This is a genomic window from Sphingomonas sp. S-NIH.Pt15_0812, assembly GCF_003951315.1.
Lineage (GTDB): Bacteria > Pseudomonadota > Alphaproteobacteria > Sphingomonadales > Sphingomonadaceae > Sphingomonas.
The window spans coordinates 134,187-147,682 of sequence record NZ_QLJH01000005.1; the positions used below are offsets into that span (position 1 = coordinate 134,187).

At 69.5% G+C, this 13,496-nt stretch carries 10 protein-coding genes; 2 read left to right on the forward strand and 8 right to left on the reverse strand.

The window, feature by feature from the left end:
* Positions 1 to 5: 5 nt before the first annotated feature.
* Entirely contained in the window at positions 6 to 2,348 is a 2,343-nt protein-coding gene (locus tag BRX43_RS05280) for a PAS domain-containing sensor histidine kinase (RefSeq protein ID WP_125993875.1), read from the reverse strand.
* Between the two features lie 144 nt (positions 2,349 to 2,492).
* Between BRX43_RS05280 and BRX43_RS05285 the strand changes: the two genes are divergently transcribed.
* Positions 2,493 to 4,007, forward strand: coding sequence for a peptidase S10 (locus tag BRX43_RS05285; protein ID WP_125993812.1), 1,515 nt, complete (start codon positions 2,493 to 2,495; stop codon positions 4,005 to 4,007).
* 55 nt (positions 4,008 to 4,062) lie between these two features.
* On the opposite strand, the gene acs is transcribed toward BRX43_RS05285, so the two are convergent.
* The 7 genes from acs to BRX43_RS05320 all read right to left on the reverse strand — a co-directional run bounded on the left by acs (position 4,063) and on the right by BRX43_RS05320 (position 11,802).
* Positions 4,063 to 5,994, reverse strand: a complete 1,932-nt coding sequence (gene acs / locus BRX43_RS05290) for an acetate--CoA ligase (RefSeq protein WP_125993813.1) — start codon at positions 5,992 to 5,994, stop codon at positions 4,063 to 4,065.
* Positions 5,995 to 6,090: 96 nt separating this feature from the next.
* Positions 6,091 to 8,163 carry a TonB-dependent receptor gene (locus BRX43_RS05295; RefSeq protein WP_125993814.1) on the reverse strand — a complete coding sequence of 691 codons (2,073 nt, stop codon included), beginning with the start codon at positions 8,161 to 8,163 and terminating at the stop codon, positions 6,091 to 6,093.
* On the reverse strand, positions 8,160 to 9,137 hold the full coding sequence (locus BRX43_RS05300; RefSeq protein ID WP_125993815.1) for a bile acid:sodium symporter family protein: 978 nt from the start codon (positions 9,135 to 9,137) through the stop codon (positions 8,160 to 8,162). The genes BRX43_RS05295 and BRX43_RS05300 overlap by 4 nt, the downstream gene beginning before the upstream one ends.
* A 176-nt stretch (positions 9,138 to 9,313) precedes the next feature.
* Complete coding sequence (locus tag BRX43_RS05305; protein ID WP_125993816.1) at positions 9,314 to 10,282, reverse strand: FecR domain-containing protein; 969 nt, start codon at positions 10,280 to 10,282, stop codon at positions 9,314 to 9,316.
* On the reverse strand, positions 10,279 to 10,803 hold the full coding sequence (locus BRX43_RS05310) for an RNA polymerase sigma factor (protein WP_125993817.1): 525 nt from the start codon (positions 10,801 to 10,803) through the stop codon (positions 10,279 to 10,281). The genes BRX43_RS05305 and BRX43_RS05310 overlap by 4 nt, the downstream gene beginning before the upstream one ends.
* A 271-nt stretch (positions 10,804 to 11,074) precedes the next feature.
* Positions 11,075 to 11,377 (reverse strand): polyhydroxyalkanoic acid system family protein, encoded by a 303-nt coding sequence (locus BRX43_RS05315; protein WP_125993818.1) that lies wholly within the window; start codon positions 11,375 to 11,377, stop codon positions 11,075 to 11,077.
* A gap of 2 nt (positions 11,378 to 11,379) precedes the next feature.
* Positions 11,380 to 11,802, reverse strand: a complete 423-nt coding sequence (locus BRX43_RS05320) for a VOC family protein (RefSeq protein WP_125993819.1) — start codon at positions 11,800 to 11,802, stop codon at positions 11,380 to 11,382.
* A gap of 104 nt (positions 11,803 to 11,906) precedes the next feature.
* On the opposite strand from BRX43_RS05320, the gene lnt reads away from it, so the two are divergent.
* Positions 11,907 to 13,454, forward strand: a complete 1,548-nt coding sequence (lnt, locus tag BRX43_RS05325) for an apolipoprotein N-acyltransferase (protein WP_241214785.1) — start codon at positions 11,907 to 11,909, stop codon at positions 13,452 to 13,454.
* Positions 13,455 to 13,496: the final 42 nt, after the last annotated feature.

Sequence of the window (13,496 nt, forward strand, 5' to 3'; positions counted from 1 at the left end):
TTCGGTCATCGCCTCGGCAACTCCACCGTCACCAACGTCCCCTCGCCCGGCTCCGACACCAGTGCGATCGTGCCGCCATGCGCCTCGACGAACTGCTTGGCGAGCGGCAGCCCGAGCCCCAACGCACGCTCGCCGCCGGGTTGCAGATGCGGCTCGGCGAAGCGGTCGAAAGCGTGTTCGGCATTTTCCGGGTCGAGCCCCGGCCCGTCATCGGACACGACGATCCGGGCCCGACCGGCGTTGCCATCGGCATGGAGCAGGATGCGCCCGCCATCGGGCAGCGCGCCCAGAGCGTGGCGCAGCAGATGCTCGACCACCTCGCGCAGCCGCTGCGCATCGCCCTGCACGCGGCCGACCGAGCGCGCGATCTCCACCGCCAGGTCGATCCGGTGGCGGCGGATCGCCGGCCGCAGCGCTTCCGCCGCCGCGCGGGCCACTTCGGCCAAGTCGACATCGCCCTTCTCGATCTCCGCGCCCTCGTCGCCCAGCGTCAGGTCGAGCACGTCGTCGACCAGCACGGTCAGCCGCTCGACCGAGTCCAGGATCGCCTCCAGATAATCCTCCGCCTGGCGCGGCAGCTTGCCGGCATAGCCGCCATGCAGCATCTCGGCGAAACCGCTGATCGAGGTCAGCGGCGTCTTCAGCTCATAGCTCATATTGGCGACGAACTGCGTCTTGACCCGGTGCGCCGCCTCCAGCGCGTCGGCGCGTTCGCGCAGCGCCTGTTCGGCCCGCCGCGAATCGGTGATGTCGAGCATGGTGAACAGCGCGTTGCCGTCGGGCAGCGGCACGCCCGCAAACTCGAAATGCCGGCCGTCCGCCAGCACGATGCTGCCGCCGCGCTGCTGGCGTTCGTTGGTCGCCGATCGGACGAGGTCGGGGATCACCACCGCGCGCTCGGGCGCCTTGAGGCGCGGCGCGATCCGCTCGGCAAAGGCATCGACGCGCGGGTGAGAGGACAGGAATTCCTCCTCCACCCCCCATAGCGCGCGGAACCGGTTGTTCCACAGCTGCAACCGGCCATCGGCCGCGAAGACGCCCAGCGCCTCCGACAGATTGTCGAAGGTCGCGGTGCGGACCCGCAGCAGCGTATCGCGCGACGAGGCGAGCTGGACCTGCTCGGTCCGATCCTCGAAGATCAGCAACAGGCCGCCATCGGGCAGCGGCTGGCCGACGACGCGCAGATGCGTGCCGCCGCGCAGATGCCAATGTTCCTCGACCGCCTCGTCGGTCAGCATGAACCATTCGCGCCGCTCCGCCTTCCAGCCAGGGAAGTCCCGCACCTCGGGCAGGCGGCCGACATCGCGCATCCGCTCCAGCACCCGGTCGAATTCGGGCCGGTCGGCCAGCCATTCGGCGCGCATCGCGAACATGCGGCGGAACGGCTGGTTGCAGAAGACCAGCGCATGGTCGGGGCCGAACTGCGCCACCGCCGCCGACAATCGATCGAGCATCCCACGCTGCGCCTCGGCGAAGCGTTTCGCGCCGCTGCGCGCCTGTTCCAATTCCTCGATATCGACGGCGAAGCCGGCGACGCCGCCGGTTGGCAACGGCACGTCGAACACCCGCAGCGTCCGGCGGTCGCCCGCGATGGTGGCGGGCAGCACCTGTTCGCTCGGCCGGCCAGAGGCGCGCGCGGACTTGGCCCCGGCGACCGGGCCGGCACTGCCCATCTCCTCGATCAGTTCGAGCTGGCGCGCGACGACATCGGCGGCGTCGCGGCCCTCGACCGCCTCGACATAGGCGGAATTGACCATGGTCAGCCGCATCTCGCCATCGCGATACCACATCGGCATCGGCGACGCCTCGATCAGGCCGGTCAGGGCCGCATAGGCCGCGCCGAGCCGCGCCGCCTCCGCGCCCAGCCGGTCGATCTCGCTGAGCGACTCGGTGGCGTCGAACGCCCAGACGATGACGCCGCCGGTCGCGCCCAGTTCCTCCGGCGCGCGATCGCCGCGCATCGTGATCACCCGTTGCGACCCGCGCGGCCGGATCGCCCGCTGGAACCCGCGCCCGGCGCGCTGGGCCGCCTGCACGTCCGCCTCCAGCCCGGCGACCTCCGCCTCGGACAGTCCGCCATGCTCGGCCAGCTCGGCGATGGTCACGGCGGGTTGCGCCAGGCCGAACCAGTCGGCCATGCGGCGCGGCATCTCGATCCGCCCGTCCGCGCCGATCAGCATCACCGTGGTCGGGCTGACGCGCAGCATCGCCTGGAGCCGCACATTCTCGGCCAACGCCGCCGCCGCCTCGCGCCGCGCCTTCAGCCCCGCGACCATCAGCAGGACGGCCGCGAGCAGCGCCGTGAAGAGCAGCGCGCCCATCGTCGCCGCCATTCCGTAGGTTAGCATCATCGTGGTGGCAGCATGACCGTCATCCCATGCGTCTTAGGCAAGGCGCGGCGTGGGGGGAAGCCATCGTAGCGAAACGCCACCGTCTTGCCGCAGGCTGAACGGGCGCATAGCATCCGCCATCATCATCAAGGATCATCGCCCTTGCGCTCCTTTCGCCATGCCGCCTCCATCCTGACCTTGGCGCTGCTCGCCACCCCTGTCGCCGCCCCCGCCGCCGCGCCCAAGACCGACGACAAGGCCGCCGCCGCCGACAAGAAGGACGGCGACGAGACCAAGCTGCCGCCATTGCCCGCCGACAAGAGCATCACGCAGAGCGTCCGCATCGGCGGCCGCACCATCAGCTACCGCGCGACGGTCGGCACCCTGCCGGTCCGCGACGAGAAGGGCGAGACGATCGGGCAGGTCGTCTATACCGCCTATACGGTGCCGGGCAGCGACGTGCGCCGACCGGTGACCTTCGCGTTCAACGGCGGACCAGGCGCGGCATCGGTCTATCTCAACATGGGCGCGGTGGGCCCCAAGCATGTGCAGTTCGGCGCGCAGGGCGACGCGCCGTCCGACGCGCCGATCGCCACCGACAATCCCAATAGCTGGCTCGACTTCACCGATCTGGTCTTCATCGATCCGATCGGCACCGGCTTCAGCCGAAGCCTGGTCGACGAGGAGAAGACCAAGAAGGCGTTCTACGCCAACGATCCCGACATTAAATATCTGTCCAAGATCGTCTATGACTGGCTGGTGCAGTCGGGGCGGCTGCGATCGCCCAAATATGTGATGGGCGAAAGCTATGGCGGCTATCGCGCGCCGCGCATCGCCTATGAACTCCAATCGCAGATCGGCGTCGGGGTCAACGGCCTGATCCTGGTATCCCCCTATCTCGATCCGGCGGTCGGCAACGGATCGACCGCGTTATCGCCCCTGCCCTGGATGATCGACCTGCCCTCGATGGCCGCCGCCAATCTGGAGCGGCAGGGCAAGCTGACGCCGCAGGCAATGGCGGAGGTCGAAGCCTATACGCGCGGGCCCTTCGCCACCGACCTGCTGCTCGGCCGGTCCAACCCGGAGGCGCTGAACCGGCTGGTCGAGCGGGTCACGCAACTGACCGGGCTGGACCCGACGCTGGTGCGGCGCATGGGCGGGCGGATCGACACGGGCACCTACCTGCGCGAGATCCACCGCGCGCAAGGGACGATCGGCAGCGTCTACGACTCGAACGTCACCGCCTTCGACCCCTTCCCCTGGGCGAAGGAGCAGCAGTCCAACGATCCCATCCTCGACTCGCTGATCGCGCCGACGACCAGCGCGATGGTCGATTTCGTCACGCGCGAAGTCGGCTGGAAGACCGATGCGCGCTATCACGCGCTGTCCTATGCGGTGAACCAGGCCTGGGATCGCGGCAAGCCCGACGATACCCCCGTCACCGACCTACGCAAGGCGATCGCCAACGATCCCAAGATGAAGGTGATGATCGTCCATGGCTGGGACGACCTGTCCTGTCCCTTCTTCGCCTCACGCCTGATCGTCGACCAGATGCCCGCCTTCGGCCAGACGGACCGGGTGAAGCTGGACATCTATCCGGGCGGGCACATGTTCTACAGCCGAACGGATTCCGGCGCGGCGTTCAAGCGGGATGCGGAGGCGCTATACCGGGGGTGACGGGCTTCTCCGCCCCGTGACCGCTCCCCGGCCTCTGCCGGGGAGCACGCCTTGGCTAGACCCGCCCGGCGACCAGCTGGTCGACCACGCCCGGATCGGCGAGCGTCGAGGTATCGCCCAGGTTCGACACGTCGCCCTCGGCGATCTTGCGCAGGATGCGGCGCATGATCTTGCCCGAGCGGGTCTTGGGCAGGCCCGGCGCGAATTGCAGCGCATCGGGGCTGGCGATCGGACCGATCTCGTTCCGCACCCAGGTCCGGAGCTCGGCCCGCAGGTCCTCGGACGGCGCCTCGCCGGCGTTCAGCGTGACATAGGCATAGATGCCCTGCCCCTTAACCTCATGCGGCATCCCCACCACTGCCGCCTCGGCCACCTTGACATGGGCGACCAGCGCGCTTTCGACCTCGGCGGTGCCCATGCGGTGGCCGGACACGTTGATGACATCGTCCACCCGGCCGGTGATCCAGTAATAGCCGTCCGCATCGCGGCGGCAGCCGTCGCCGGTGAAATATTTGCCCGGATAGGTGCTGAAATAGGTCTGGAAAAAACGCTCGTGATCGTTCCATACGGTGCGCATCTGGCCCGGCCAGCTGTCCGCTATCACCAGATTGCCCTCGGTCGCGCCGTCCAGCACCTGCCCCTCCGCATCGACCAGTTGCGGCAGCACGCCGGGCAAGGGCCTGGTGGCGGAGCCCGGCTTCAGGTCGGTGGCGCCCGGCAGCGGCGCGATCAGGATGCCGCCCGTCTCCGTCTGCCACCAGGTATCGACGATCGGGCAGCGCCGCTCGCCGACGACGCGGTGATACCAGTCCCACGCCTCCGGATTGATCGGCTCGCCGACCGAGCCCAGCAGCCGCAGCGACCGGCGCGAGGATGTCGCCACCCAGCCGTCGCCCTCGCGCATCAGCGCACGGATCGCGGTGGGGGCGGTGTAGAAGATGTTGACGCCCAGCCGGTCGATCGTCTCCCAGAAGCGGCCATGGTCGGGATAGTTGGGCACGCCGTCGAACATCACCGTCGTCGCGCCGTTGGCGAGCGGGCCATAGACGACATAGCTGTGCCCGGTGACCCAGCCGACATCGGCCGTGCACCAGAAGATCTCGCCCTCGCGGTAATCGAACACGTCGCGGAACGTCGACGCCGCCCAGAGCAGATAGCCGCCGGTCGTGTGCAGCACGCCCTTGGGCTTGCCGGTCGAGCCGGAAGTGTAGAGGATGAACAGCGGGTCCTCGGCGTTCATCGGCTCGGCCGGGCAATCGGCATCGACGCCCTCGGCCGCCTCATGCCACCACAGGTCGCGGCCCGCGATCATCGCGATGTCCGCACCGGTCCGCCGCACCACCAGAACGCGGTCGACGCCGGGGCAATGCGCCAGCGCCTTGTCGACATTGGCCTTGAGCGGGATGCGCTTGCCGCCGCGACAGCCCTCGTCGGCGGTGATCACCAGCCGGGAGTCGCAATCCTGGATGCGGTTGGCCAGGCTATCGGGCGAGAAGCCGCCGAACACGATCGAATGGATCGCCCCGATCCGCGTGCAGGCGAGCATCGCCACCGCCGCCTCGACGATCATCGGCAGGTAGAGCGTGACCCGGTCGCCCTTGCCCACGCCATTGGCCTTCAGCACGTTGGCGAAGCGGCACATCTCGCCATGAAGCTCGCGATAGGTGACGCGGCGCGTCTCACCCGGCTCGTCGCCCTCCCAGATGATCGCGACCTGATCGCCGCGCTCCGCCAGATGCCGGTCCAGGCAATTGGCGGAGACGTTGAGTTCGCCGTCCGCGAACCAGCGGATGCGGAAATCGGCCTCGTCGAAGGACGTGTCCTTCACCTGATGGAACGGCGTGATCCAGTCCAGCGTGCGGTGCGCCTCGTCCCGCCAATAGCCCTCCGGATCGCGTGCCGCCTCGGCATAAAGCCGCTCATAGCCGGCATGGTCGATCCGCGCGTCCTTCGCCGCGTCGCCGACAGGGTATAGGGGATCCATCAATCATCTCTCCGGGGCCGTTGCCTCTGCACCGCGTTTATCGCGGCGGCGGGCGGATGAGTAGCCGGACCCGGAAATTTAAGGGACGTTAGGGATTTCTCATCGTCCGGGCCGATAGCGCAGCCCGATCCACAAGGTACGCGGAGTCGCGCGCTCGACCAGGTTCGCGCCGCTGATCCCCACCTCGACCCGCGCATCGGTGACATTCTCCGCCCGCAGCTCGACCGCCAGCGCCATCGTCACCGGCAGGGCGAGATAGGCGTCGAGAGTCGTCGCGGGGGCCAGGCTCCGGCTGTTCTGGTCATCCTCGTACTGGCGCGACAGATGGCGCAAGGTCAGCGCCGCCGACGCCCCGCCCCGGCGATAATCGACCGTGCCGGAAAGCTGATCACGCGGCGTCTGTGCCGGGCGCAACCCGTCCAGCGCCGCGCCGGCGCCGCTTGCCCGGACGCGGGCGTCGACATGGCTCCACGACGCGCCGAGTCCGAACGCGCCCGGCTGCCAACGCGCATCCAGCTCCAACCCGCGCGACCGGACGGCGTCGAGGTTGCGCCGCACCCGGTACACGCCATTCGCCGCAACGAAGCCCACCAGCGGGAAAGTGCCCGGCCCCGCGCCCGCCGTGACATTGGCGATCGCATCGTCCAGCCGATTGTCGAAGACCGTCGCCGCCAACCGCAGCGACCGGTCCGGCGCGATCGTCACGCCCGCCTCCACGCCGCGCAGCGTCTCGGGAGAGAGGAGCGGGTTGGCGGCGGTCGCGTCCGGGCCGACCCGGAACGGCCGGTACAGTTCGTTGAGCGTCGGCAACCGCCAGCCCCGATAGGCCGCCGCACGCACGGTCACGCCCTCGACCGCGCGCCAGGCCAGGCCGGCCCGCCCGGTCGCCTGATGCCCGGTGCGATCGGCGAATCGCAGGTTCGTCAGCGCCGGTCCCACGGCCAGCGGGCGCTCGCTCAGCCGGCCGTCACCGATCCGCCACCAGTCGATCCGGCCGCCCAGCGACAGGGTCAGCCGGCCAAGCTCGGCGCTGCCATCGGCGAACAGGCCGATGGTGCGATTGTCGCCACCCGCGACGCGCCGCCGGGTCGGTTGCCCCGCGACATAGGTATAATTCTCCTGTGTCCGCCCCGACACGTCGCGCCAGTCGGCGCCCAGCCGAAGCGCCAGCCCCTGCCCGACCGGCGGCGCCAGTTCGACCCGCGCCCCGAGCCCGGTGGCGGGCGTGTTATACTGGTCGAGCGTGCGGGTGGCCGTGGTGCGGGCGGCATCGACACTGGCGAAGCTGGAGGCGAAGCCGCGTGTCTGCAGATAGGTCAGCGCCGACCAGCCCCAGCGGCCGCGGCCGACCAGGCGCAGGCTGGCATCCGCCCCCTCCGACCGGTTGCCGGTGAAGGGCGTGCCCCGCTCCCGCCGATCGGTGAAGGCGGAGACATTGGCCTGAAGCTCGGTATCGGAGGCCAGCGCGATCACGCCGCGCACCGCGCCCGATCCTTGCGCATAGGGTGCGGAACGATCGATCGGACCACGCCGCTCCGCCACGATCGGCACGAAGCCGTCGCCGCGCGCATAGGCCCCGGACAGGGTCAGATAGCCCCCCGGCCGAACCAGCGCCGCCGAGCCTTGCGCATCGACCGAGTCGCGGCTGCCATAGGCCAGGCGTCCGGTCATCGGGCCATCGGGCGTGGCACTGTCGAGCTCGACCGTGCCGGCCAGCGCGCCGGGCCCCTGATAGCCGCTGCCGCCGCCCCGCGTCACCCGGACGCGGCCGAGCCGGTCGGTGGCATAGGCCGGGAAGGCGACCCAGCCGCCGAACGGATCGCTCTGCGGCACGCCGTCGAGGATCAGCAGCGCCCGGCTCGCCGCATTGCCACCCAGGCCGCGCAGCGTGATGCCCTGGCTGGTCGGGTTGGCGCTGCGGCTGTCGGCGCGGCGGAACTGCTGCAAGCCGGCGACCTCGGCCAGCACGCTCTCCAGCCGGCCGGCGGCGTTGGCGGCGATGCGGTCGCGATCGATCTCGACCACGTCGAAGGCGCGGTCGCCCGGCGGATCGGACAGGCCGCGACCGGTGACCAGGATCGTTTCGCCCTCCCCCTCCGCGAGCGGCGCTTCCTGCGCGAACGCCGGAGTCGCGACCAGCAGCGCGGACAGGCGGACGGCGCGGCGGATCATGCCTCCTGCCCCGCCGCCTGGTCGGCATAGCGCCGGGCGATGAAGGCGCAGGCGATCAGCTGAATCTGGTGGAACAGCATCACCGGCAGCAGCACGACGCCGACCTGCGCCGCCGGGAACAGCACGCCCGCCATCGGCACGCCCGACGCCAGGCTCTTCTTGGAGCCGCAGAATTGCAGGACGATCGCATCCTCGCGCGAGAGCCCCATCGCGCGGCCCAGCACCAACGTCACGCCCAGCACGACCGCGAGCAATGCGGTGCAGAGCACTGCGATCACGCCCAGATCGGCCGGCGAGACGCGCGTCCACAGCCCTTCCACCACCGCCGCGCCGAACGCGCTGTACACGACGAGCAGGATCGAGCCGCGATCGACGATCGTTAGCCACTGCTTGCGCCGCGCGACGAAGCCACCGATCCAGGGCCGCAGCAGATGGCCGGCGACGAACGGCACCAGCAATTGTAGCACGATCGCCTCGACCGCGCCGGTCGAGATGCCGTGCCCGGCTCCCGCCCCCGGCATCAGCAACGCGACCAGGGCCGGGGTCAGGACGATGCCGAGCAGGTTGGAGAAGGATGCGCTGCACACCGCCGCCGCGACATTGCCGCGCGCGATCGCGGTGAAGGCGATCGACGACTGCACGGTCGAGGGCAGCAAGGTGAGGAACAACAGTCCCGCCGCGATCGCGCTGTCGATGCCGGGCAGCGCGCGCAGGCCCAAGCCCAATATGGGGAACAGGCCGAAGCTGACCGCCAGCACCGTCAGATGCAGCCGCCAGTTGCGTGCCCCCTCCCAAATCGCGTCGCGCGACAGCTTGGCGCCGTGGAGGAAGAACAGGAGGACGATCCCGATATCCGCCGCCCAGGCGACCATGGTCGCCATCCCGCCCCGCGCCGGCAGCAGCGTGGCGAGCAACACGGTGCCGAGCAGCATCAGGATGAACGGCTCGAACAGGGCAAGGAAACGACGGATCACGGGCCAGTCCTGACAGCAAGGGACGCGACGATGCGCGCCAGGGAGGGCGGTGGCGGGGTCCGGCTCAAGCTCGGGTCCGCCATCCTGGCGTCATGGCGGTATGATCGCCGCATCGCAACACGGCACGTGCAATCATTGCCGCGCGAAAGGTCGACTTGGGTGGCGAAAGGCGTGGATCAGCCGTCCGGCGACAGTCGCCAGCCGCCGGCGTCGCGGGTCGCGCGCATCCCACTGATCGCGGCGAGGCGCTGCACGCTGGTCGCCGCATCCGCATCGACCTTGAACGTCCCGCTGAACCGGCGCCGCCCGTCGCCAGGCGCCAGCCGCACCGGCTGTCCGATCGCGCGCGACAGGTCGCCCGCCACCTCGGCCAGCGCGACATCGCCATAGCTCAACTGCCCGGTCCGCCAGCCGCCGATCGTCGTCCGGTCGACCCGCCGCACCGCACCGCGATCGTCGACGATGCGGATCGCCTGGCCCGCCTTCAGGATCACGGCATCGTCATCCGGCTCGGTCCCGCCATCGGGATCGAAGGAGACCACGCCCTCGCGCACCGCCACCTCGATCACATTGTCATGGCGGCGGACGTTGAAGGCGGTGCCGATATCCTCGACGCTCGCCGCGCCGATCTGGAGGCGGAAGGGACGCGCCGGATCATGGACCACGTCGAAATACGCCTCGCCCTCGCCGAACGACAGCGAGCGCGTGGCGCGATCGACCTTCAGCATGGTGCCACCGTTCATCGCCACACGCGTGCCGTCCGCCAGTCGCACCGATCGCGTCTGGCCTAGCGCCGTGGCGATCGTCAGCGGCGTGGCGGGCATATCAGGTCCGGACGGCCAGCTCGCGATGCCGATCACCCCGACCAGCGCCGCCGCCATCGCCGATCCCAGCCACCAGCGGCGGCTCGTGCTGACGGGTGGATTGTCGTTGGCGGCATCGGGTACGGCCGCCGCCACCGGCTCCGCGGCGAGCCCGGCTGTCGCCGCTTCCAGGTGGAGCGACACCTCGTCGAACAGGGCGGCATTGGCCGGGTCGGCCTCCAGCCAGTCGAGATGCCCCTCCCAGTCGTCGAAATCGGGCTCGTGCACCCGACGCGCCCAGTCGAGCGCCTCTGCCATCCGCTCCGAAGCCGTCCCGCTCATGCCCTACCCTCGGTCGACATGGCGGCTGTCCCATCGTCATGTTGCCACGCGGCGATGGCGCGATAGGCCTTCTGCAGATGCTTCTCCACCGCGCTGAGCGAGATGCCGAACTCGGCGGCGATGTCGCGCTGCGCCATGCCTTCGACACGGTGGCGGCGGAAGATGCGGTCGGTCCGCTCTCCCAGAGCCGCGAGCACCCGGTCGACCTGGTCCAGCCGCTCGCGCGCGATCAGATCGGCGAGCGCGGACGGGGCCGCCACGTCTTCCGCGCCGTCACGGTGGTAATCGTCGTCGCGCGTCAACCGCCGCCGCGTCGCTCGGGCGCGGTCCAGCATCAGGTTGTGCGCCATGCGCATCATATAGGATTCGGGCCGCTCGACCCCCTGCCCGCTGGTCGCCGCCAGCTTGAGCCACAAATCCTGGAGCAGATCCTCCGCCTCCTCGCTCGCGCCCCGTGCGCGAAGATAGCGGAGCAGCACGGGGCGCTGAGCCAGGAAGCTTTCGGCCAGGGGATGCGCCATCGTCACCCGGTCGTCTTGGACCGGAAAGGATCGAAACGGAACATGGGTGCGGACACCAAGACGCCGCGCGGGCGAACGCCGGGACGGACGGCACGTCCGCAAATGGGGATCGATCCCGCCTGGTCTGCGCGCCCGAAGCGCGACGATGATCCCCATAGAAAACACGCTATTGCCCTGGCGGCGATGCCGATGCGTCGGATCGCTACTGGCATGACGCCGCCGCTTCGCCCGAACCGCACCCGATTTTCATCCATCTCGCCGGCTCGACCGATTATTTCAGCAGCTTGGGGGCTTCGCGCTCGATCATCTCCTTCACCTTGCCGGCAAACAGGCCCAGAAAGGCCGGCAGGTCGACTACCGCATGGACCTTGTCGGCGAAGACGGTGGCAGTGGAGGCGATGCTCTGGCCCATCGCGGTGACGGTGAAGTGCATCGTGTCGCCCTCCCAGCGATGCTGGACGACGCCGCCACCGGGAATCTTCTCGGTGATGCGCGAGATGCCGCCGTCCAGTCGCTGGCGCACGCCGTCCTTGCCCAGAGAATGGGGGATATCGATCGCAATCGGGGTGCCCATGGTCAGTCCTTCGCAAAGATCATCGAGTCGTCGGCGAATGCCTTGAACTCCAGCGCATTTCCACTGGGATCGTGGAAGAACATCGTCGATTGCTCGCCCGCCTCCCCGGCGAAGCGCGTATAGGGTTCGATGACGAAGCTTGTGTCCGCCGCGACCAGCCGGTCGGCGAGCGCCCGCCAGTCGGCCGGGGCCAGCACCACGCCGAAATGCGGCACCGGCACCTGATGGCCGTCGACCGCATTCTCCACCGCCACCGCGCGGGCGGCGGGGTCGAGATGCGCGACGATCTGGTGGCCGTAGAGATCGAAATCGATCCAGTGATCGCTGGACCGCCCCTCGGCGCAACCCAATGTTCCACCATAGAAAGCGCGCGCGGCGGCGAGGTCATGGACGGGAAAGGCGAGATGAAAGGGGCGAATCGTCATGATCCAACAGGTAATGTGCGTTGGGCTTTTCGCCACCCCGGACTTGCTGGCGCCACGAAGCGGCGGCAAGGGCGAGCGGAGATGGCCCCGATCAGGACAATGATGTGACCTTGCGCCCTTCCGCCCTGCTCCGCTCTCCGGGCCTGGGCTGCATCCTGCTCGGCGCACTCGCCGCCTGCGGCTTCGCACCGCTGGACTGGTGGCCGCTGTCGATCGCCTGTCTCGCCGCCTGGATGGCGATCGTCCACCGCGCGCCGGGCCTGCGCAGCGCGATGGCGCGGGGCTGGTTGTTCGGGCTGGGCCATTTCACCGTCAACAACAACTGGTTCCAGCACGCCTTCGACTTCCAGGACAAGATGCCGCCGGTGCTGGGCTATGTCGCCGCCGTCGCGCTGGCGCTGTACCTGGCGGTCTATCCGATGGCGGCGGCCGGCATCGCCTGGCGCGCGCGCGGGCGGGCGGGACCGGACTTCCCTTACGTGCTGGTCTTCGCCGCCGCCTGGATCGCGACGGAGTGGCTGCGCGCGGTGCTGTTCACCGGCTATGCCTGGAACCCGCTGGGCGTGCTCTGGGTGCCGGACCAGGCCATCGCCCATATCGCGTCGTGGATCGGCACCTATGCGCTGTCCGGCCTGACCATCGCCTTTGCCGGCATGGTGCTGCTGCTGTGGCGGCGGCGCTGGTGGACGGCTTCGCTCGCTTTGGCCGTGCCGCTGCTGCTGCAACCCTTCGGCTATCGGACCCGTCCCGCACCAACTGCGCCCGCTGCGCCGCGCGTGCGCGTCGTCCAGCCCAATATCGGCAACGAGGCGCGAGTGAACGCCGCCGAGCGTTCGCTGGAGACGCTGATCCGCCTGTCCGGCCGGCCCGGCCCCGCGCCCCGCCTGGTCGTCTGGCCGGAGGGGCTGGTGACCGACCTGCTGGAAAGCGGCTATCCCGATTACGTCTATGGCGACCGTCGCCCCTATGGCCTGCGCGCCCGGATCGCCGACACGCTCGGATCGCGCGACCTGCTGCTGACCAACGCGCCCCGCCTCACCTTCGACGATCGCGACCGGATCCTTGCCGCGGGCAACTCCGTGCTCGCGATCGGCCCGGACGCGGACATCCACGGCATCTATGACAAGGCGCATCTGGTGCCCTATGGCGAATATCTGCCCATGCCCTGGCTGCTCAAGCCGCTGGGCCTCGCCCGGCTGGTGCCCGGCGACATGGACTTCACCCCCGGCCCCGGCCCGCGCGCGATCGACTGGCCCGGTTTCGGTCCGGTCGGCATCCAGGTCTGCTACGAGATCATCTTCTCGGGCGAGGTGATCGACGAGGCGCATCGGCCGCGACTGATCTTCAACCCGTCGAACGACGCCTGGTTCGGCCGCTGGGGCCCGCCCCAGCATCTGGCGCAGGCGCGGATGCGCGCGATCGAGGAGGGGCTGCCGATCGTCCGCGCCACCCCCACCGGGATCAGTGCGATCATCGCCGCCGACGGAACGTTGCTCGCCACCGTACCGCACGAGACGGCGGGCGCGATCGAACTGCCGGTGCCGCCGGCCCTGCCGCCCACGCTCTTCTCGCGCGTCGGCAACGCAATGGCGGCGATCATCGCGGCGCTGTTCTTCGCCGCCGCGATTGCCATCCGCCGCCGCCGACGCTAGGAGCGTCATATAAAGCTATCTTTATATCGTTATGAGGCCTTG

Coding starts and splice junctions, on each gene's coding strand:
- BRX43_RS05280 (WP_125993875.1), bottom strand. CDS start 2,348: ATGCTAACCTACGGAATGGCGGCGACGATGGGCGCGCTGCTCTTCACG.
- BRX43_RS05295 (WP_125993814.1), bottom strand. CDS start 8,163: ATGATCCGCCGCGCCGTCCGCCTGTCCGCGCTGCTGGTCGCGACTCCG.
- BRX43_RS05305 (WP_125993816.1), bottom strand. CDS start 10,282: ATGAGCGGGACGGCTTCGGAGCGGATGGCAGAGGCGCTCGACTGGGCG.
- BRX43_RS05310 (WP_125993817.1), bottom strand. CDS start 10,803: ATGGCGCATCCCCTGGCCGAAAGCTTCCTGGCTCAGCGCCCCGTGCTG.
- BRX43_RS05315 (WP_125993818.1), bottom strand. CDS start 11,377: ATGGGCACCCCGATTGCGATCGATATCCCCCATTCTCTGGGCAAGGAC.
- BRX43_RS05320 (WP_125993819.1), bottom strand. CDS start 11,802: ATGACGATTCGCCCCTTTCATCTCGCCTTTCCCGTCCATGACCTCGCC.